Here is an 18,874-nt window from a genome sequence, read left to right as displayed (position 1 = left end):
CGGAGAGTAAAAATGAAAGTTCGTGCTTCCGTCAAGAAATTATGCCGTAACTGCAAAATCGTTAAGCGTGATGGCGTCATCCGCGTGATTTGCAGTGCCGAGCCGAAGCATAAACAGCGTCAAGGCTGATTATTTCGCATATTTTTCTTGCAAAGTTGGGTTGAGCTGGCTAGATTAGCCAGCCAATCTTTTGTATGTCTGTATGTATCCATTTGAGTATCCTGAAAACGGGCTTTTCAGCATGGTGCGTACATATTAAATAGTAGGAGTGCATAGTGGCCCGTATAGCAGGCATTAACATTCCTGATCAGAAACATGCTGTGATCGCATTAACTTCGATCTACGGCGTCGGCAAGACCCGTTCCAAAGCCATTCTGGCTGCAGCGGGTATCGCTGAAGATGTTAAGATCAGTGAGCTGTCTGAAGAACAAATCGACACGCTGCGTGACGAAGTTGCCAAATTTGTCGTTGAAGGTGATCTGCGCCGTGAAGTTAGCATGAGCATCAAGCGCCTTATGGACCTTGGTTGCTATCGCGGTTTGCGTCATCGTCGTGGTCTCCCGGTTCGCGGTCAGCGTACCAAGACCAACGCACGTACCCGTAAGGGTCCGCGCAAACCGATCAAGAAATAATCGGGGTGATTGAATAATGGCAAAGGCACCAATTCGTGCACGTAAACGTGTAAGAAAACAAGTCTCTGACGGCGTGGCTCATATCCATGCTTCTTTTAACAACACCATCGTTACTATTACTGATCGTCAGGGTAACGCATTGGGTTGGGCAACAGCCGGTGGTTCCGGTTTCCGTGGTTCTCGCAAATCTACTCCGTTCGCAGCTCAGGTTGCAGCAGAGCGTTGTGCAGAAGCCGTAAAAGAATACGGCATCAAGAATCTGGAAGTTATGGTTAAAGGTCCGGGTCCGGGTCGCGAATCAACTGTTCGTGCTCTGAACGCCGCTGGTTTCCGCATCACTAATATTACTGATGTGACTCCGATCCCTCATAACGGTTGTCGTCCGCCGAAAAAACGTCGCGTATAACGCTTACGTTTTCTAGGATTGTTGGAGATAGAAAATGGCAAGATATTTGGGTCCTAAGCTCAAGCTGAGCCGTCGTGAGGGCACCGACTTATTCCTTAAGTCTGGCGTTCGCGCGATCGATACCAAGTGTAAAATTGAACAAGCTCCTGGCCAGCACGGTGCGCGTAAACCGCGTCTGTCTGACTATGGTGTGCAGTTGCGTGAAAAGCAAAAAGTTCGCCGTACCTACGGTGTGCTGGAGCGTCAGTTCCGTAACTACTATAAAGAAGCAGCACGTCTGAAAGGCAACACTGGTGAAAACCTGTTAGCTCTGCTGGAAGGTCGTCTGGACAACGTTGTTTACCGTATGGGCTTCGGCGCTACTCGTGCTGAATCACGCCAACTGGTTAGCCACAAAGCAATCATGGTAAACGGTCGTGTTGTTAACATCGCTTCTTATCAGGTTAAAGCGAATGACGTTGTTAGCATTCGTGAGAAAGCGAAAAAGCAATCTCGCGTGAAAGCCGCTCTGGAGCTGGCTGAGCAGCGTGAAAAGCCAACCTGGCTGGAAGTTGATGCTGGCAAGATGGAAGGCACGTTCAAGCGTCAGCCGGAACGTTCTGATCTGTCTGCGGACATTAACGAACACCTGATCGTCGAGCTTTACTCCAAGTAAAGCTTAGTACCAAAGAGAGGACACAATGCAGGGTTCTGTGACAGAGTTTCTAAAACCGCGCCTGGTAGATATCGAGCAAGTGAGTTCGACGCACGCCAAGGTGACCCTTGAGCCTTTAGAGCGTGGCTTTGGCCATACTCTGGGTAACGCACTGCGCCGTATTCTGCTCTCATCGATGCCGGGTTGCGCGGTGACCGAGGTTGAGATTGATGGTGTACTTCATGAGTACAGCACCAAAGAAGGCGTTCAGGAAGATATCCTTGAAATCCTGCTCAACCTGAAAGGGCTGGCGGTGAGAGTTCAGGGTAAAGATGAAGTTATTCTTACTCTGAATAAATCTGGCATTGGCCCTGTGACTGCAGCCGACATTACCCACGACGGTGATGTCGAAATCGTCAAGCCGCAGCACGTGATCTGCCACCTGACCGATGAGAACGCAGCTATTAGCATGCGTATCAAAGTTCAGCGCGGTCGTGGTTATGTGCCGGCTTCTGCCCGAATTCATTCGGAAGAAGATGAGCGCCCAATCGGCCGTCTGCTGGTCGACGCATGCTATAGCCCTGTAGAGCGTATTGCCTACAATGTTGAAGCAGCGCGTGTAGAACAGCGTACCGACCTGGACAAGCTGGTCATCGAAATGGAAACCAACGGCACAATCGATCCTGAAGAGGCGATTCGTCGTGCGGCAACCATTCTGGCAGAACAACTTGAAGCTTTCGTTGACCTACGTGATGTGCGTCAGCCGGAAGTTAAAGAAGAGAAACCAGAGTTCGATCCGATCCTGCTGCGCCCTGTTGACGATCTGGAATTGACTGTCCGCTCTGCTAACTGCCTTAAGGCAGAAGCTATCCACTATATCGGTGATCTGGTACAGCGTACCGAGGTTGAGTTGCTGAAAACGCCGAACCTGGGTAAAAAATCTCTTACTGAGATTAAAGACGTGCTGGCTTCACGTGGTCTGTCTCTGGGCATGCGCCTGGAAAACTGGCCACCGGCAAGCATTGCTGACGAGTAACCGGATCACAGGTTAAGGTTTTACTGAGAAGGATAAGGTCATGCGCCATCGTAAGAGTGGTCGTCAACTGAACCGCAACAGCAGCCATCGCCAGGCTATGTTCCGCAACATGGCAGGTTCACTGGTTCGTCATGAGATCATCAAGACGACCCTGCCTAAAGCGAAAGAGCTGCGTCGCGTAGTTGAGCCGCTGATTACTCTTGCCAAGACTGACAGCGTTGCTAATCGTCGTCTGGCATTCGCCCGCACTCGTGATAACGAGATCGTGGCAAAACTGTTTAACGAACTGGGCCCGCGTTTCGCGAGCCGTGCAGGTGGTTACACTCGTATTCTGAAGTGTGGCTTCCGCGCAGGCGACAACGCTCCGATGGCTTACATCGAGCTGGTTGATCGTTCTGAGTCGAAAGCAGAAGCTGCTGCAGAGTAATCTGTAGTAACGTAAAAGAACCCGCTTCGGCGGGTTTTTTTATATCCTCTAAACCCTCACTTATCTACACTGTTCTTGTTAACTCTCATTACGTCTGGATTTCCACTATGTGGCTACTTGACCAATGGGCAGAACGTCATATTCTCGAAGCTCAACGCAATGGCGAATTTGATCATCTTTCTGGCAGTGGTGAACTGCTGATCCTGGATGATGATTCACATGTTCCAACGGAGTTACGTGCTGCTTACCGATTGCTTAAAAATTCCGGCAATCTTCCACCAGAGTTGATTTATCGAAGGAATGCTCTGGAACTGACCCACTTGCTCAAGAGTATTGATCATGATGATCACAGAGCAGATGAACTCCGCGCTAAACTTGCGATGATGGAGTTAAAGTTGCAACAGGCTGGGGTGAATACTGAATTCTTGCATGGCCAATACTCTCAGCAGCTATTGAATAAAATTAACGAGGATTAGCAATGTATCGCATCGGTGAACTGGCGAAGCTGGCAGACGTAACGCCTGATACCATCCGCTACTATGAAAAGCAGCAGATGATGGATCATGAGATTCGAACGGAAGGCGGATTTCGTCTCTATACCGAGAAGGATCTTCAACGGCTGAAGTTTATCCGCTATGCGAGACAGCTTGGCTTTACGCTGGAGTCGATCCGAGAACTGCTGTCGATCCGTATTGATCCGGCGCATCATACCTGTCAGGAGTCAAAAAGCATTGTTCAGGCAAGACTGAATGAGGTGCAAGCACGTATCGAAGAATTACAATCCATGCAGCGTTCCTTGCAGCGTCTGAATGATGCCTGTTGCGGCACTGCTCATAGCAGCATCTATTGCTCTATCCTTGAAACCCTGGAGCAAGGGGCTAGCGGAATACAGCGTGGCTGTTGATTTTCAAAATGGTCGGACCTAAACTCGTGCCGACGTTACACACATATCTGGAGATATAATGAGCCGCTATCAGCATACTAAAGGGCAAATTAAAGATAACGCGATCGAAGCATTACTTCATGACCCGCTTTTCAGACAACGAGTTGAGAAGAATAAAAAAGGAAAAGGAAGTTATCTACGTAAAGAAAAGCATGCGAATCGGAGTAGCCGGGAGGCCAGTGGCAAGAAAGTGAAGCACTTTTTTACCACTGGCCTTCTGACTTTGTGCGCCTGATTAAGTACGATTATTCTGTTCTTTTAACAGATCGCGAATTTCACTGAGCAAGACTTCTTCTTTTGATGGTGCCGGTGGAGCAGCTGCGGGTTCTTCTTTTTTACGATTCAGTCTGTTGATAAGTTTGATCGCCATGAAGATTGCAAACGCGACGATGACGAAGTCGAACACGTTCTGAATAAATACGCCGTAGTGCATGACGACTGCCGGAATATCACCCTGAGCTTCTCTGAGAGTGACTGCAAACTGTTTAAAATCAATCCCGCCGATTAACAGACCCAGCGGCGGCATAATGATATCGGCGACCAGAGATGAAACAATCTTGCCGAATGCCGCACCAATAATCACACCCACCGCCAAATCGACTACATTTCCGCGCATCGCAAATTCGCGAAATTCTTTAATCACACTCATTTTATTCTCCTTGAGCCAGCTGACGATCCTAAGTTTAACAAATCATTAGCCAATTTCCATTGAGGATAAATAATCGTTATGAAAAATTAATCATTATAAAAGAGATGGTTAATATTAAAAGGCGCTCAAGATGAGCGCCTTTTAGCACTACAGGAAGAAAGGACTTGGCTGGAATAGGCGTTCGACATCCGTTATAAACTTTTTATCGGTAAGGAACATAATGACATGGTCACCCTGCTCGATGCGTAAATTGTCATTGGCAATCATGACATCATTACCGCGAACGACGGCTCCGATAATAGTCCCGGGTGGGAGTTTGATCTCATCAATGGCACGGCCAACCACGCGTGAAGTGGTTTCATCTCCATGAGCAACAGCTTCTATTGCTTCGGCAACACCACGACGAAGGGAAGAAACACCGACGATGTCCGCTTTACGGACATGGCTTAACAGCGCTGAAATGGTTGCCTGCTGCGGCGAAATAGCAATATCGATCACGCTACCCTGAACAAGGTCAACATAGGCGCGACGCTGAATAAGCACCATCACCTTTTTGGCGCCCATACGTTTAGCCAGCATGGCCGACATAATGTTCGCTTCATCGTCATTGGTGACGGCAATAAACAGATCAACTTGATCGATATGTTCCTCTGCCAGCAACTCCTGATCCGATGCATCGCCATAGAATACGATAGTATTTTGTAACTTCTCCGCCAGCTCAGACGCTCGTTGTTGATCGCGTTCGATCAACTTTACGCTGTAGTCTTTTTCCAGACGATGGGCCAGGCCCGCACCGATATTCCCCCCGCCTACGAGCATGATTCGTTTGTAAGGCTTTTCCAGGCGCTGCAACTCACTCATGACGGCACGAATGTGCTGCGAGGCGGCGATAAAAAATACCTCATCGCCGGCTTCCACGATGGTTGAACCTTGCGGGCGAATTGGTCGGTCATGACGAAAGATGGCTGCAACACGCGTATCGATATGCGGCATATGTTCGCGCATCGTGGACAATGCGTTACCGATTAGCGGGCCGCCGTAATAGGCTTTCACGACAGCAAGACTGACTTTTCCTTCAGCAAAATTCACAACCTGCAAAGCGCCTGGATATTCGATCAAACGGTAGATGCTATCTATCACCAGTTGTTCTGGCGCGATAAGGTGATCGATGGGCACTGCTTCAGAGTTGAACAACTTGTCTGCGTCACGGACGTAATCTGGAGAACGGATACGTGCAATTCGATTAGGGGTATTAAATAGCGAGTAGGCAACCTGACAGGCCACCATGTTCGTTTCATCTGAGCTGGTCACGGCAACCAGCATATCGGCATCATCGGCCCCCGCTTCGCGAAGCACGCGGGGATGCGAGCCATGCCCCTGGACAACACGTAGATCGAATTTATCCTGCAATCCGCGTAAGCGATCGCCATTGGTGTCAACGATAGTGATATCGTTGTTTTCACCCACCAGGTTTTCGGCCAGCGTACCGCCGACCTGTCCTGCACCCAGAATGATTATCTTCATAAGTTGCGACCCGTTTTCAGCATTACGCTTTGATTAGCTTAGCGTAAAAGAAGCCATCACCTTCTTCCGCACCCGGCAAGTTTTGTATGCCTGGATTGTCAGGTGAGCCGGTCATATGTAACTCGGCATCAGGAGTTCGTTTCAAAAAGGCTGCAACCTGTCGGGAGTTTTCTTCCGGAAGGACTGAACAGGTCGCATAAACCAGCGTGCCACCTGGCTTGAGATGTGGCCAAACAGCATCGAGAATTTCGCTCTGCAGCTGGGCCAGCTCGTTAATATCCCGGTCCCGACGCAGCCATTTGATATCAGGATGGCGGCGGATGACACCGGTTGCGGAGCAGGGGGCATCCAGCAAAATGCGATCAAACTGTTCGTCACCGCACCATTGTGCAGGCGTACGTCCATCACCCTGCTTGACTTCGGCTTTCATTCCTAAGCGTTTCAGGTTGTCGTAAACGCGTGACAGGCGCTGTTCATCCACATCGACTGCCAGAACGTTGGCCAACGGCGCGGCTTCAAGGATATGCGTTGTTTTCCCGCCGGGCGCAGCGCAAAGGTCCAGAATACGTTCGCCATTTTTTGGCTCAAGCCAGGTAACACATCCCTGCGCAGAGGCGTCCTGAACGGTCACCCAACCTTGTTCAAAACCGGGTAAGGCGTGGACCGGGGCTGGCGAAGCCAGGCGTACCGCATCCGGGTAGTTATCATGCGTAAAACCATTCATATCTGCTTGTTCCAGCAGAGATAACCACTCATCGCGAGAATGATGATTGCGGTTAACACGCAGCCACATCGGAGGACGCTGATTGTTGGCTTCAACAATGGCTTCCCATTGCTTAGGATAAACTTTTTGCAGACGTTTCAGCAGCCAGTCGGGGTGCAGAAAACGCTTATCAGACTGGGCAAACTCAGTCAGGAGTTCTTCCTGCTGGCGCTGGAACTGACGTAACACGCCATTAATGAGGCCTTTAAGCTGTGGGCGTTTTATCGCAACAGCACCTTCTACGGTCTCGGCTAGCGCGGCGTGAGGAGGAATCCGCGTATGTAGCAGCTGATAGAACCCAACCATAATCAAATAATGGATGGTACGCTGTTTACCCGTCATTGGGCGGGACATCAGCTTGTTGATAAGCCATTCCTGCTGAGACAGCGTGCGCAATACTCCAAAGCAAAGTTCCTGAAGCAGGGCTTTGTCTTTATCAGAAACTTTCTGTTGAAGCGGCGGCAGGATATTACTTAGTGATTGACCCTGTTCGACCACTTTTTCAATGGCTTGCGCTGCCATGCTGCGAAGATTTTGTTTTTTCATAACCGCAAAAATAAAAATGCCCGGAAACTCCGGGCCTTAGGATTAAATGCACTCAGGCAAGACGTTTGCCCGGCGTAAACCACTCGCGACGGGAATTCAGCAGGTCCTGCGCGCTCATTGCTTTTTTACCGGCGGGTTGCAGTGATTCGAGATTCAGAATGCCTTCTGCAGTAGTGACCTGGATGCCTTGTTTATTCGCTTCAATAATAGTGCCCGGTTCTTCAGATGAGGCTCTATCAATGACGGACGCCTTCCAGACTTTGATGGGCTGATCGTCGATCATTATCCAGCTCATAGGCCAGGGATTAAATGCGCGAATACACCGTTCTAACTGGGCTGCCGAGAGGGTCCAGTCGATTTGGGCCTCTTCTTTACTGAGCTTTTCAGCATAGGTAACGAGCGCTTCATCCTGAACTTCTGGCTGAGTTGTCCCATCGGCCAGTTGTTGTAGCGTCTCAATTAACCCTTGTGGACCCAGGTTTGCCAGTTTGTCGTAAAGCGTTGCGCTGGTATCTTCTGCGGTGATTGGGCATGCCAGTTTATACAGCATATTTCCCGTATCAAGTCCGACATCCATCTGCATGATTGTGACACCCGTTTCGCTATCACCAGCCCACAGTGAACGCTGGATGGGGGCCGCACCACGCCAGCGCGGCAGCAGCGAACCATGCACATTGATGCAACCGAGACGAGGCATATCAAGAACGGCTTTTGGTAAAATTAAACCATAAGCCACAACAACCATGACATCTGCATTCAGATCGGCGACGAGCTGCTGATTATCCTGGGGCCGAAGGGAAACCGGCTGAAAAACGGGCAAAGCATGCTGTTCCGCCAGAACTTTGACCGGACTCGGCATCAATTTCTTGCCGCGACCAGCAGGGCGGTCAGGTTGAGTGAATACGCCGACAATCTGGTGACCAGATGATAACAGCGCGTCAAGATGACGCGCTGCGAAGTCAGGTGTTCCCGCGAAGATAATGCGTAACTTTCTAGACACGTTATTCCTTGTATCCGGGGTCTGTTATGCGCGAGTACGCATACGATCCAGTTTCTCTACTTTCTGACGAATACGCTGCTGTTTCAGCGGAGAGAGGTAATCAATAAATAGCTTACCGACTAAATGGTCCATCTCATGCTGAATACAGATCGCGAGCAGATCGTCTGCTTCCAGTTCAAACGGCTTACCATCCCGGTCAAGCGCGCGAATTTTCACTTTCTCTGCGCGTGGCACTAATGCACGCTGTTCAGGAATCGACAGACAGCCTTCTTCGATGCCGGTTTCGCCGCTTTTCTCAAGCAGCTCCGGATTGATCAACACTAGACGTTCTTCGCGATTTTCAGAAACATCAATCACGATGATACGCTTGTGGATATTCACCTGCGTGGCCGCGAGGCCAATGCCTTCTTCTGCATACATCGTATCGAACATATCATCGACGATACGCTGAATTTCTGCATTCACTTCTTTTACCGGTTCAGCAACAATGCGAAGGCGCTCGTCCGGGATGTGTAACACTTGCAAAACTGCCATAAATTTCCAGAGCCGTGTTCAGGAGTTGAAAAGATTATTACCTCTATTCTAGACAAATCCCCCTCTGATTGACAGCATCGCTGACCAATCGCAAAGATTGCTGAGGCTGCTTATGGCAGGGAAAAGGATGACTTCAACAGAGATATGGTTACGTCTAATCAACATGGGCGATTTATGCGGCGATGCCATGCTGATGGCTGCACAAAATCTGTCCCAGCGCCAGGATATCGATGAAGCTGCGCTGAAAGAGGCTGGCTTTACTGACAGGCAGTCCAGCAAATTCTGGAGCCTGACAGAATCAGAACTTATTCGCTCACTGAACTGGCTCGAGCAACCGGGTCAGTCCCTCATCTCAGCCGAAAGCCCCTTTTATCCGCCGCTTTTACGCGCCATCCCAGACTATCCTGGTGCGTTATTCGTCAGAGGCAATCTTGATGCGCTTAACCACTTTCAGTTGGCTGTAGTGGGTAGCAGAAGCCCCTCCTGGTACGGAGAGCGGTGGGGGAAAAGCTTTTGCGAACATCTGGCAAAATCTGGACTCACTATTACCAGCGGCCTGGCGTGTGGCATTGATGGTATAGCCCATCGTGCAACGCTATCTGTTCAGGGCATAAGCGTTGCCGTTCTGGGTAACGGCCTGTTTAGTATTTATCCCCGCCGCCATGTTGATCTTGCGGACAGAATTATCGACGCTGGAGGTGCGGTCATTTCTGAATTTTCACTCGCCACGCCTCCCTGGCCGGGGAACTTTCCGCGTCGTAATCGCATCATTAGCGGATTGAGTCAGGGGGTTTTTGTTGTTGAGGCGGCAATAAGAAGTGGTTCGCTTGTGACAGCCCGAAGCGCGCTTGAGCAAGGGCGAGAGATTTTTGCTTTGCCGGGACCGGTCGGAAACCCTGGATGTGAAGGACCACACTGGCTCATTAAGCAAGGGGCGACGCCAGTCACAAATGCAGAGGAAATTATTGAGAATTTGCGTTACGGACTCCATTGGGTACCCGACGAACCTGAAATATCACTTTATTCATCAGATCAGGAGGAGGTGGCATTGCCATTTCCAGAGCTCCTGGCTAACGTAGGAGATGAGGTAACACCTGTTGACGTTGTCGCTGAACGTGCCGGCCAACCTGTGCCAGCAACGGTAGCACAGCTACTGGAACTGGAGTTAGCAGGATGGATCGCAGCTGTACCCGGCGGCTATGTCCGATTGAGGAGGGCAAGCCATGTTCGACGTACTGATGTATTTGTTTGAGACTTACATCCATAACGAAGCTGAAATGCGCGTGGACCAGGATCGACTGACGCGGGATCTTACCGATGCAGGTTTTGAGCGGGAAGATATTTATAATGCGTTGTTGTGGCTAGAGAAACTGGCTGATTATCAGGAAGGCCTTGCCGAACCGATGCAGCTTGCCTCAGATCCACTGTCTGTACGCATTTATACAGTTGAAGAGTGTGAAAGGCTGGATGCCAGTTGCCGGGGATTTGTCCTATTCCTGGAACAGATTCAGGTGCTAAACCTCGAAACCCGAGAAATGGTGATAGAGCGCGTCATGGCGCTGGATACGGCAGAATTCGAACTGGAAGATCTGAAATGGGTGATCCTGATGGTTCTGTTTAATATTCCAGGCTGTGAAAATGCCTATCAGCAAATGGAAGAATTACTCTTTGAAGTGAATGAAGGTATGCTGCATTAATTCTTTATGCAGCCCCAAGAGTTGTTATGGCCAAATCAGCACTATTTACGGTGCCAAATAACGAGCCCTGCCCACAGTGTGGGGCTAAACTTATCATACGGTCCGGGAAACACGGTCCGTTTCTCGGTTGTTCACACTATCCGGAATGTGATTATGTCCGTCCCCTGAAAAATCAGGCGGACGGCCATATTGTTAAAATTCTGGAGGGGCAAACTTGCCCATCCTGTGGAGCTGACCTGGCGCTTCGCCAGGGGCGTTTCGGCATGTTTATAGGATGCAGCCATTACCCCGAGTGTGGGCACACAGAGCAGATTGATAAACCAGATGAAACAGCGATAGCGTGTCCTCAGTGCCAGCAAGGCCAGTTGATACAGCGTCGTTCTCGTTTCGGTAAGACCTTCCATTCTTGTGATCGCTACCCTGAATGCCAGTTCGTTATCAATTTCAAGCCTGTAGCGGGAAAATGCCCTCATTGCGAATATCCGCTACTTATAGAGAAGAAAACGGCGCAAGGCGTTAAACGTTTTTGTGCCAGTAAACAATGTGGAAAGCCAGTTCCGACGGATCAAACCTGTGAATAATAATTTGCCATCAGGTTCCATCGCGCATGCGGTGGACGTACTGAAGAATGAAGAAGTCATCGCATATCCAACAGAGGCTGTGTTTGGGGTCGGATGCGATCCTGACAGTGAAATAGCCGTTACTCGTTTATTAGAACTTAAGCAGAGGCCGGTCGAAAAAGGACTGATTCTGATTGCGGCTACCTTTGAACAGCTCAGACCCTATATTGATGATTCGATGTTAAGTCAGGCGCAGCGCGATACCATTTTTGCTGTCTGGCCTGGGCCGGTCACCTTTGTTTTCCCGGCGCAACCGACCACACCACGCTGGCTGACCGGGCGTTTTGACTCTCTGGCTGTCCGTGTCACCGATCATCCGCTGGTTGTTGAACTGTGCCAGACTTTTGGTAAGCCGCTGGTTTCAACGAGTGCCAATTTGACGGGGTTGCCTCCTTGTCGCACATCGCAAGAAGTTTTGGCTCAGTTCGGTAATGATTTTCCTGTGGTCAGGGGCGAAACCGGTGGTCGCCTGAATCCGTCGGAAATTCGAGATGCATTGACCGGCGAGCGTTTTCGCCAGGGGTAATAGGATGGATAAGTACGCCGTTTTTGGTAACCCAATAGCTCATAGCAAGTCCCCGTTCATTCATCAGCTATTTGCTCAACAGCTTCAGCTTGATCATCCCTATGGACGTGTTTTGGCGCCTGTTGATGATTTTGTCGCGACGCTTGATATCTTTTTTACCACGGGCGGGCGGGGAGCGAATGTAACAGTCCCCTTTAAAGAAGAGGCTTTTGCGCGAGCCGATGAGTTAACGGAGCGAGCGTCGTTGGCCGGAGCAGTCAATACGCTTAAACGGCTGGAAGACGGGCGTCTGCTGGGGGATAACACCGACGGTATCGGTTTATTAAGCGATCTTGAAAGACTCTCTTTTATTAAGAAGGGTTTTCGCATTTTACTGATTGGAGCGGGAGGAGCCTCTCGCGGCGTGTTGTTACCCCTTCTTTCTATGGATTGCGCTGTCACTATTACCAACCGTACCTTTTCCCGAGCTGAAGACCTGGCGAAGCTGTTTACTCATACGGGAAGCGTGGATGCGGTGGCGTTGAATGATCTGAACGGGAGGGAGTTTGATCTTATTATTAATGCCACCTCCAGCGGGATCGGTGGTGAAGTCCCAGTTATCCCATCTTCCTTAATCAAGGCGCATATGTACTTCTATGACATGTTCTATCAAAAAGGAAAAACTCCTTTTCTGAACTGGTGTGAAGGACATGGCGCGAAACATCTCGCAGATGGTCTGGGCATGCTGGTGGGTCAAGCGGCACATGCCGTGTTGCTATGGCATGGCGTACTGCCCGATACAGAACCGGTTATAGAGAAACTTAAAGAGGAATTGCAGGCATGAATCAGGCAATTCAGTTTCCGGACAGAGAATTCTGGGATGAAAGCAAACAAGCGGTTTGTTTTCCGGTGCTGGTTAATGGCATGCAAATGACTTGTGCGATCAAATCAGAATTATTACTTAGTCGCTTTGGGGGGAGGGTTCCTCTTGATGCATTTAAGGATAATCGCTGGGATCTTGAAGAAGAAGCCAGCGATCTGATCCGCGATCAGCAAGAAGACGATGAAGGCTGGGTATGGTTTTCCTGAGCCAGATAGTCGTCTTTCCACTTAACGTAGTTATCTGCTGAGTATTTCAGTCCTTCTATTTCCGCCTCTTTTAATGGGCGGATCTGTTTTACCGGACTGCCTAAATAGAGATAGCCGCTTTCCAGACGTTTGTTTTGTGGGACCAGGCTGCCGGCTCCAATCATGACATCGTCTTCAACTATCACACCGTCCAGTAAAATAGAACCCATACCGACTAACACCCGGTTGCCAATCATGCAGCCGTGCAGCATGACCTTATGTCCGACGGTTACCTCTTCACCCACAATGAGTGGGTTGCCTTCCGGGTTATAAGCAGATTTATGAGTAACGTGTAGAACGCTGCCGTCCTGAATGTTGGTTCGCGCACCTATCGCGACGTAGTTCACATCACCCCTGATCGCGACCAGTGGCCAGATGCTCACATCATCCCCCATTCTCACATCACCGATGACCACGCTGCTGTCATCGATCATCACGCGCTCTCCTTTTACTGGGAACAGATCTTTATAAGGGCGTAGTACTGCTGACATAGGAACCTCGATTGATGAACTCTGTAGAGAAGACTTTGATCGTATTATGCAGCGCGGGCAAGGGGAAAATACGTCATTTTTTAGTCAGATCGGGCAGGATCTCGACGGAAAGAGTGGAAAAGCAGCAGTCAGAAAAAAAGATCTAAAAAACGCTTGTGCTAAAAACTGGGATCCCTATAATGCGCCTCCATCGACACGGCGGATGTGAATCACTTCACACAAACAGCCGGTTCGGTTTAAGAGAAAAAATCCTGAAATTCAGGGTTGACTCTGAAAGAGGAAAGCGTAATATACGCCACCTCGCAACGGTGAGCGAAAGCCGCGTTGCACTGCTCTTTAACAATTTATCAGACAATCTGTGTGGGCACTCAAAGTGACATGGATTCTAAACGTCGCAAGACGCTAAATGAATAACCAAGTCTCTGAGTGAACATACGTAATTCATTACGAAGTTTAATTCACGAGCATCAAACTTAAATTGAAGAGTTTGATCATGGCTCAGATTGAACGCTGGCGGCAGGCCTAACACATGCAAGTCGAGCGGTAGCACAGAGAGCTTGCTCTCGGGTGACGAGCGGCGGACGGGTGAGTAATGTCTGGGAAACTGCCTGATGGAGGGGGATAACTACTGGAAACGGTAGCTAATACCGCATAACGTCGCAAGACCAAAGAGGGGGACCTTCGGGCCTCTTGCCATCAGATGTGCCCAGATGGGATTAGCTAGTAGGTGGGGTAACGGCTCACCTAGGCGACGATCCCTAGCTGGTCTGAGAGGATGACCAGCCACACTGGAACTGAGACACGGTCCAGACTCCTACGGGAGGCAGCAGTGGGGAATATTGCACAATGGGCGCAAGCCTGATGCAGCCATGCCGCGTGTATGAAGAAGGCCTTCGGGTTGTAAAGTACTTTCAGCGAGGAGGAAGGCATTGTGGTTAATAACCACAGTGATTGACGTTACTCGCAGAAGAAGCACCGGCTAACTCCGTGCCAGCAGCCGCGGTAATACGGAGGGTGCAAGCGTTAATCGGAATTACTGGGCGTAAAGCGCACGCAGGCGGTCTGTCAAGTCGGATGTGAAATCCCCGGGCTCAACCTGGGAACTGCATTCGAAACTGGCAGGCTAGAGTCTTGTAGAGGGGGGTAGAATTCCAGGTGTAGCGGTGAAATGCGTAGAGATCTGGAGGAATACCGGTGGCGAAGGCGGCCCCCTGGACAAAGACTGACGCTCAGGTGCGAAAGCGTGGGGAGCAAACAGGATTAGATACCCTGGTAGTCCACGCCGTAAACGATGTCGACTTGGAGGTTGTTCCCTTGAGGAGTGGCTTCCGGAGCTAACGCGTTAAGTCGACCGCCTGGGGAGTACGGCCGCAAGGTTAAAACTCAAATGAATTGACGGGGGCCCGCACAAGCGGTGGAGCATGTGGTTTAATTCGATGCAACGCGAAGAACCTTACCTACTCTTGACATCCACGGAATTTAGCAGAGATGCTTTAGTGCCTTCGGGAACCGTGAGACAGGTGCTGCATGGCTGTCGTCAGCTCGTGTTGTGAAATGTTGGGTTAAGTCCCGCAACGAGCGCAACCCTTATCCTTTGTTGCCAGCGGTTCGGCCGGGAACTCAAAGGAGACTGCCAGTGATAAACTGGAGGAAGGTGGGGATGACGTCAAGTCATCATGGCCCTTACGAGTAGGGCTACACACGTGCTACAATGGCGCATACAAAGAGAAGCGACCTCGCGAGAGCAAGCGGACCTCATAAAGTGCGTCGTAGTCCGGATTGGAGTCTGCAACTCGACTCCATGAAGTCGGAATCGCTAGTAATCGTAGATCAGAATGCTACGGTGAATACGTTCCCGGGCCTTGTACACACCGCCCGTCACACCATGGGAGTGGGTTGCAAAAGAAGTAGGTAGCTTAACCTTCGGGAGGGCGCTTACCACTTTGTGATTCATGACTGGGGTGAAGTCGTAACAAGGTAACCGTAGGGGAACCTGCGGTTGGATCACCTCCTTACCTGAAAGAACCTGCCTTTGTAGTGCTCACACAGATTGTCTGATGAAAAGTAAATAGCAAGGCGTCTTGCGATTGAGACTTCAGTGTCCCCTTCGTCTAGAGGCCCAGGACACCGCCCTTTCACGGCGGTAACAGGGGTTCGAATCCCCTAGGGGACGCCACTTGCTGGTTTGTGAGTGAAAGTCGCCGACCTCTGTATCTCAAAACTGACTTGCGAGTCATGTTTGAGATATTTGCTCTTTAAAAATCTGGATCAAGCTGAAAATTGAAACGACACACTGTGTCTGTTCTCCGTAATAAGAACAGATAAGCGGTGTGTTCGAGTCTCTCAAATTTTCGCAATGCGATGATGTTTTACGAAACATCTTCGGGTTGTGAGGTTAAGCGACTAAGCGTACACGGTGGATGCCCTGGCAGTCAGAGGCGATGAAGGGCGTGCTAATCTGCGATAAGCGTCGGCGAGGTGATATGAACCTTTGACCCGGCGATACCCGAATGGGGAAACCCAGTGTGTTTCGACACACTATCATGTCATGAATACATAGTGGCATGAGGCGAACCGGGGGAACTGAAACATCTAAGTACCCCGAGGAAAAGAAATCAACCGAGATTCCCCCAGTAGCGGCGAGCGAACGGGGAGGAGCCCAGAGTCTGAATCAGCGCGCGTGTTAGTGGAACGGTCTGGAAAGTCCGACGGTACAGGGTGATAGTCCCGTACACAAAAATGCACGCGTTGTGAACTCGAAGAGTAGGGCGGGACACGTGGTATCCTGTCTGAATATGGGGGGACCATCCTCCAAGGCTAAATACTCCTGACTGACCGATAGTGAACCAGTACCGTGAGGGAAAGGCGAAAAGAACCCCGGCGAGGGGAGTGAAAAAGAACCTGAAACCGTGTACGTACAAGCAGTGGGAGCCTACTTGTTAGGTGACTGCGTACCTTTTGTATAATGGGTCAGCGACTTATATTCTGTAGCAAGGTTAACCGTATAGGGGAGCCGAAGGGAAACCGAGTCTTAACTGGGCGTTAAGTTGCAGGGTATAGACCCGAAACCCGGTGATCTAGCCATGGGCAGGTTGAAGGTTGGGTAACACTAACTGGAGGACCGAACCGACTAATGTTGAAAAATTAGCGGATGACTTGTGGCTGGGGGTGAAAGGCCAATCAAACCGGGAGATAGCTGGTTCTCCCCGAAAGCTATTTAGGTAGCGCCTCGTGAACTCATCTTCGGGGGTAGAGCACTGTTTCGGCTAGGGGGCCATCCCGGCTTACCAACCCGATGCAAACTACGAATACCGAAGAATGTTATCACGGGAGACACACGGCGGGTGCTAACGTCCGTCGTGAAGAGGGAAACAACCCAGACCGCCAGCTAAGGTCCCAAAGTCATGGTTAAGTGGGAAACGATGTGGGAAGGCACAGACAGCCAGGATGTTGGCTTAGAAGCAGCCATCATTTAAAGAAAGCGTAATAGCTCACTGGTCGAGTCGGCCTGCGCGGAAGATGTAACGGGGCTAAACCATGCACCGAAGCTGCGGCAGCGACACTTAGGTGTTGTTGGGTAGGGGAGCGTTCTGTAAGCCGTTGAAGGTGAACTGTGAGGTTTGCTGGAGGTATCAGAAGTGCGAATGCTGACATAAGTAACGATAAAGCGGGTGAAAAGCCCGCTCGCCGGAAGACCAAGGGTTCCTGTCCAACGTTAATCGGGGCAGGGTGAGTCGACCCCTAAGGCGAGGCCGAAAGGCGTAGTCGATGGGAAACAGGTTAATATTCCTGTACTCGGTGTTACTGCGAAGGGGGGACGGAGAAGGCTATGTTAGCCGGGCGACGGTTGTCCCGGTTTAAGCATGTAGGCGGAGAGTTTAGGTAAATCCGGACTCTTATCTAACGCTGAGGTGTGACGACGAGGCACTACGGTGCTGAAGTAACAAATGCCCTGCTTCCAGGAAAAGCCTCTAAGCATCAGGTAACATCAAATCGTACCCCAAACCGACACAGGTGGTCAGGTAGAGAATACCAAGGCGCTTGAGAGAACTCGGGTGAAGGAACTAGGCAAAATGGTGCCGTAACTTCGGGAGAAGGCACGCTGGTGTGTAGGTGAAGTCCCTGCGGACGGAGCTGAAACCAGTCGAAGATACCAGCTGGCTGCAACTGTTTATTAAAAACACAGCACTGTGCAAACACGAAAGTGGACGTATACGGTGTGACGCCTGCCCGGTGCCGGAAGGTTAATTGATGGGGTTAGCCGCAAGGCGAAGCTCTTGATCGAAGCCCCGGTAAACGGCGGCCGTAACTATAACGGTCCTAAGGTAGCGAAATTCCTTGTCGGGTAAGTTCCGACCTGCACGAATGGCGTAATGATGGCCAGGCTGTCTCCACCCGAGACTCAGTGAAATTGAACTCGCTGTGAAGATGCAGTGTACCCGCGGCAAGACGGAAAGACCCCGTGAACCTTTACTATAGCTTGACACTGAACACTGGTCCTTGATGTGTAGGATAGGTGGGAGGCTTTGAAGCGTGGACGCCAGTCTGCGTGGAGCCAACCTTGAAATACCACCCTTTAATGGCTGGTGTTCTAACGTAGACCCGTAATCCGGGTTGCGGACAGTGTCTGGTGGGTAGTTTGACTGGGGCGGTCTCCTCCTAAAGAGTAACGGAGGAGCACGAAGGTTAGCTAATCCTGGTCGGACATCAGGAGGTTAGTGCAATGGCATAAGCTAGCTTGACTGCGAGAGTGACGGCTCGAGCAGGTGCGAAAGCAGGTCATAGTGATCCGGTGGTTCTGAATGGAAGGGCCATCGCTCAACGGATAAAAGGTACTCCGGGGATAACAGGCTGATACCGCCCAAGAGTTCATATCGACGGCGGTGTTTGGCACCTCGATGTCGGCTCATCACATCCTGGGGCTGAAGTAGGTCCCAAGGGTACGGCTGTTCGCCGTTTAAAGTGGTACGCGAGCTGGGTTTAGAACGTCGTGAGACAGTTCGGTCCCTATCTGCCGTGGGCGCTGGAGAATTGAGGGGGGCTGCTCCTAGTACGAGAGGACCGGAGTGGACGCATCACTGGTGTTCGGGTTGTCATGCCAATGGCATTGCCCGGTAGCTAAATGCGGAAAAGATAAGTGCTGAAAGCATCTAAGCACGAAACTTGCCCCGAGATGAGTTCTCCCTGACTCTTTAAGAGTCCTGAAGGAACGTTGAAGACTACGACGTTGATAGGTCGGGTGTGTAAGTGCAGCGATGCATTGAGCTAACCGATACTAATGAACCGTGAGGCTTAACCTTACAACGCCGAAGATGTTTTGGCGGAAGAGACGATATTCA

General features: G+C 50.5%; 21 protein-coding genes, 1 tRNA gene and 2 rRNA genes. 18 read left to right on the top strand and 6 right to left on the bottom strand.

Translation table 11 applies throughout. The features are described from left to right. The first annotated feature begins 12 nt into the window (after positions 1-12). The 9 genes from rpmJ (at position 13) to SOM82_RS18770 (ending at position 4,313) form a co-directional block, all read left to right on the top strand. Positions 13-129 (top strand): 50S ribosomal protein L36, encoded by a 117-nt coding sequence (gene rpmJ, locus SOM82_RS18810; protein ID WP_000868187.1) that lies wholly within the window; start codon positions 13-15, stop codon positions 127-129. A 146-nt stretch (positions 130-275) separates the two neighbouring features. Further along, a complete protein-coding gene (gene rpsM, locus SOM82_RS18805) occupies positions 276-632 on the top strand; it encodes a 30S ribosomal protein S13 (RefSeq protein WP_003031135.1) in 357 nt (118 codons plus the stop codon). Positions 633-648: 16 nt separating this feature from the next. Further along, entirely contained in the window at positions 649-1,038 is a 390-nt protein-coding gene (gene rpsK, locus SOM82_RS18800) for a 30S ribosomal protein S11 (protein WP_003031137.1), read from the top strand. 34 nt (positions 1,039-1,072) lie between these two features. Continuing rightward, positions 1,073-1,693 carry a 30S ribosomal protein S4 gene (gene rpsD, locus SOM82_RS18795; protein ID WP_042717062.1) on the top strand — a complete coding sequence of 207 codons (621 nt, stop codon included), beginning with the start codon at positions 1,073-1,075 and terminating at the stop codon, positions 1,691-1,693. A gap of 25 nt (positions 1,694-1,718) precedes the next feature. Continuing rightward, on the top strand, positions 1,719-2,708 hold the full coding sequence (locus SOM82_RS18790) for a DNA-directed RNA polymerase subunit alpha (RefSeq protein ID WP_002919219.1): 990 nt from the start codon (positions 1,719-1,721) through the stop codon (positions 2,706-2,708). A gap of 40 nt (positions 2,709-2,748) precedes the next feature. Further along, entirely contained in the window at positions 2,749-3,135 is a 387-nt protein-coding gene (rplQ, locus tag SOM82_RS18785; RefSeq protein ID WP_001216372.1) for a 50S ribosomal protein L17, read from the top strand. A 107-nt stretch (positions 3,136-3,242) separates the two neighbouring features. After that, a complete protein-coding gene (locus SOM82_RS18780) occupies positions 3,243-3,611 on the top strand; it encodes a DnaJ family domain-containing protein (RefSeq protein WP_320461706.1) in 369 nt (122 codons plus the stop codon). A gap of 2 nt (positions 3,612-3,613) precedes the next feature. Next, positions 3,614-4,039: a Zn(2+)-responsive transcriptional regulator gene (gene zntR, locus SOM82_RS18775; protein WP_154129131.1), complete on the top strand. Its 426-nt coding sequence runs from the start codon at positions 3,614-3,616 to the stop codon at positions 4,037-4,039. A 58-nt stretch (positions 4,040-4,097) separates the two neighbouring features. Then, positions 4,098-4,313 carry an alternative ribosome-rescue factor A gene (locus SOM82_RS18770; RefSeq protein WP_320461707.1) on the top strand — a complete coding sequence of 72 codons (216 nt, stop codon included), beginning with the start codon at positions 4,098-4,100 and terminating at the stop codon, positions 4,311-4,313. Here the strand turns inward: SOM82_RS18770 and mscL are convergent, their stop codons facing one another. The 5 genes from mscL to def all read right to left on the bottom strand — a co-directional run bounded on the left by mscL (position 4,314) and on the right by def (position 9,094). Then, positions 4,314-4,727, bottom strand: a complete 414-nt coding sequence (mscL, locus tag SOM82_RS18765) for a large-conductance mechanosensitive channel protein MscL (RefSeq protein WP_154129129.1) — start codon at positions 4,725-4,727, stop codon at positions 4,314-4,316. It abuts the gene before it with no gap. 147 nt (positions 4,728-4,874) lie between these two features. After that, the gene (gene trkA / locus SOM82_RS18760; protein WP_154129128.1) at positions 4,875-6,251 is read right to left on the bottom strand and encodes a Trk system potassium transporter TrkA; all 1,377 of its coding nucleotides are present in this window, start codon (positions 6,249-6,251) and stop codon (positions 4,875-4,877) included. 22 nt (positions 6,252-6,273) lie between these two features. Continuing rightward, on the bottom strand, positions 6,274-7,560 hold the full coding sequence (gene rsmB, locus SOM82_RS18755) for a 16S rRNA (cytosine(967)-C(5))-methyltransferase RsmB (RefSeq protein WP_320461708.1): 1,287 nt from the start codon (positions 7,558-7,560) through the stop codon (positions 6,274-6,276). A gap of 52 nt (positions 7,561-7,612) precedes the next feature. Continuing rightward, positions 7,613-8,560: a methionyl-tRNA formyltransferase gene (gene fmt / locus SOM82_RS18750; RefSeq protein WP_320461709.1), complete on the bottom strand. Its 948-nt coding sequence runs from the start codon at positions 8,558-8,560 to the stop codon at positions 7,613-7,615. Between the two features lie 24 nt (positions 8,561-8,584). After that, positions 8,585-9,094: a peptide deformylase gene (def, locus tag SOM82_RS18745; RefSeq protein WP_154129126.1), complete on the bottom strand. Its 510-nt coding sequence runs from the start codon at positions 9,092-9,094 to the stop codon at positions 8,585-8,587. Between the two features lie 127 nt (positions 9,095-9,221). Between def and dprA the strand changes: the two genes are divergently transcribed. The 6 genes from dprA to SOM82_RS18715 are packed head-to-tail and all read left to right on the top strand — an operon-like array spanning position 9,222 to position 13,005. Further along, positions 9,222-10,346, top strand: coding sequence for a DNA-protecting protein DprA (dprA, locus tag SOM82_RS18740; RefSeq protein WP_320461710.1), 1,125 nt, complete (start codon positions 9,222-9,224; stop codon positions 10,344-10,346). After that, positions 10,318-10,791, top strand: coding sequence for a DUF494 family protein Smg (gene smg / locus SOM82_RS18735; protein ID WP_154129124.1), 474 nt, complete (start codon positions 10,318-10,320; stop codon positions 10,789-10,791). The genes dprA and smg overlap by 29 nt, the downstream gene beginning before the upstream one ends. A 26-nt stretch (positions 10,792-10,817) precedes the next feature. Further along, the gene (locus tag SOM82_RS18730) at positions 10,818-11,372 is read left to right on the top strand and encodes a DNA topoisomerase family protein (protein ID WP_320461711.1); all 555 of its coding nucleotides are present in this window, start codon (positions 10,818-10,820) and stop codon (positions 11,370-11,372) included. After that, a complete protein-coding gene (gene tsaC, locus SOM82_RS18725; protein WP_320461712.1) occupies positions 11,365-11,937 on the top strand; it encodes an L-threonylcarbamoyladenylate synthase type 1 TsaC in 573 nt (190 codons plus the stop codon). The genes SOM82_RS18730 and tsaC overlap by 8 nt, the downstream gene beginning before the upstream one ends. Before the next feature lie 4 nt (positions 11,938-11,941). After that, entirely contained in the window at positions 11,942-12,760 is an 819-nt protein-coding gene (gene aroE / locus SOM82_RS18720; protein WP_320461713.1) for a shikimate dehydrogenase, read from the top strand. Next, a complete protein-coding gene (locus SOM82_RS18715) occupies positions 12,757-13,005 on the top strand; it encodes a DUF1488 family protein (RefSeq protein ID WP_320461714.1) in 249 nt (82 codons plus the stop codon). Before aroE ends, SOM82_RS18715 begins: the two co-directional genes overlap by 4 nt. Here SOM82_RS18715 and SOM82_RS18710 read toward each other — a convergent pair. Continuing rightward, complete coding sequence (locus SOM82_RS18710; RefSeq protein WP_320461715.1) at positions 12,966-13,535, bottom strand: gamma carbonic anhydrase family protein; 570 nt, start codon at positions 13,533-13,535, stop codon at positions 12,966-12,968. The two genes, SOM82_RS18715 and SOM82_RS18710, sit on opposite strands and share 40 nt — an antisense overlap. Before the next feature lie 475 nt (positions 13,536-14,010). Between SOM82_RS18710 and SOM82_RS18705 the strand changes: the two genes are divergently transcribed. From SOM82_RS18705 to SOM82_RS18695, 3 genes are all read left to right on the top strand, one after another. Then, positions 14,011-15,550: ribosomal RNA gene (locus SOM82_RS18705) — 16S ribosomal RNA — on the top strand. 85 nt (positions 15,551-15,635) lie between these two features. After that, a tRNA-Glu gene (locus SOM82_RS18700) sits at positions 15,636-15,711 on the top strand. A gap of 217 nt (positions 15,712-15,928) precedes the next feature. Further along, positions 15,929-18,835: ribosomal RNA gene (locus SOM82_RS18695) — 23S ribosomal RNA — on the top strand. Together the 16S and 23S rRNA genes with 1 tRNA gene alongside form the textbook arrangement of a ribosomal RNA operon. Positions 18,836-18,874: the final 39 nt, after the last annotated feature.

The sequence above is a fragment of the Lelliottia sp. CFBP8978 genome (assembly GCF_034046055.2).
Classification (GTDB): Bacteria; Pseudomonadota; Gammaproteobacteria; order Enterobacterales; family Enterobacteriaceae; genus Enterobacter.
Note: the sequence above shows the minus strand (reverse complement) of the source record. Positions and strands in the feature narration are given on the sequence as shown.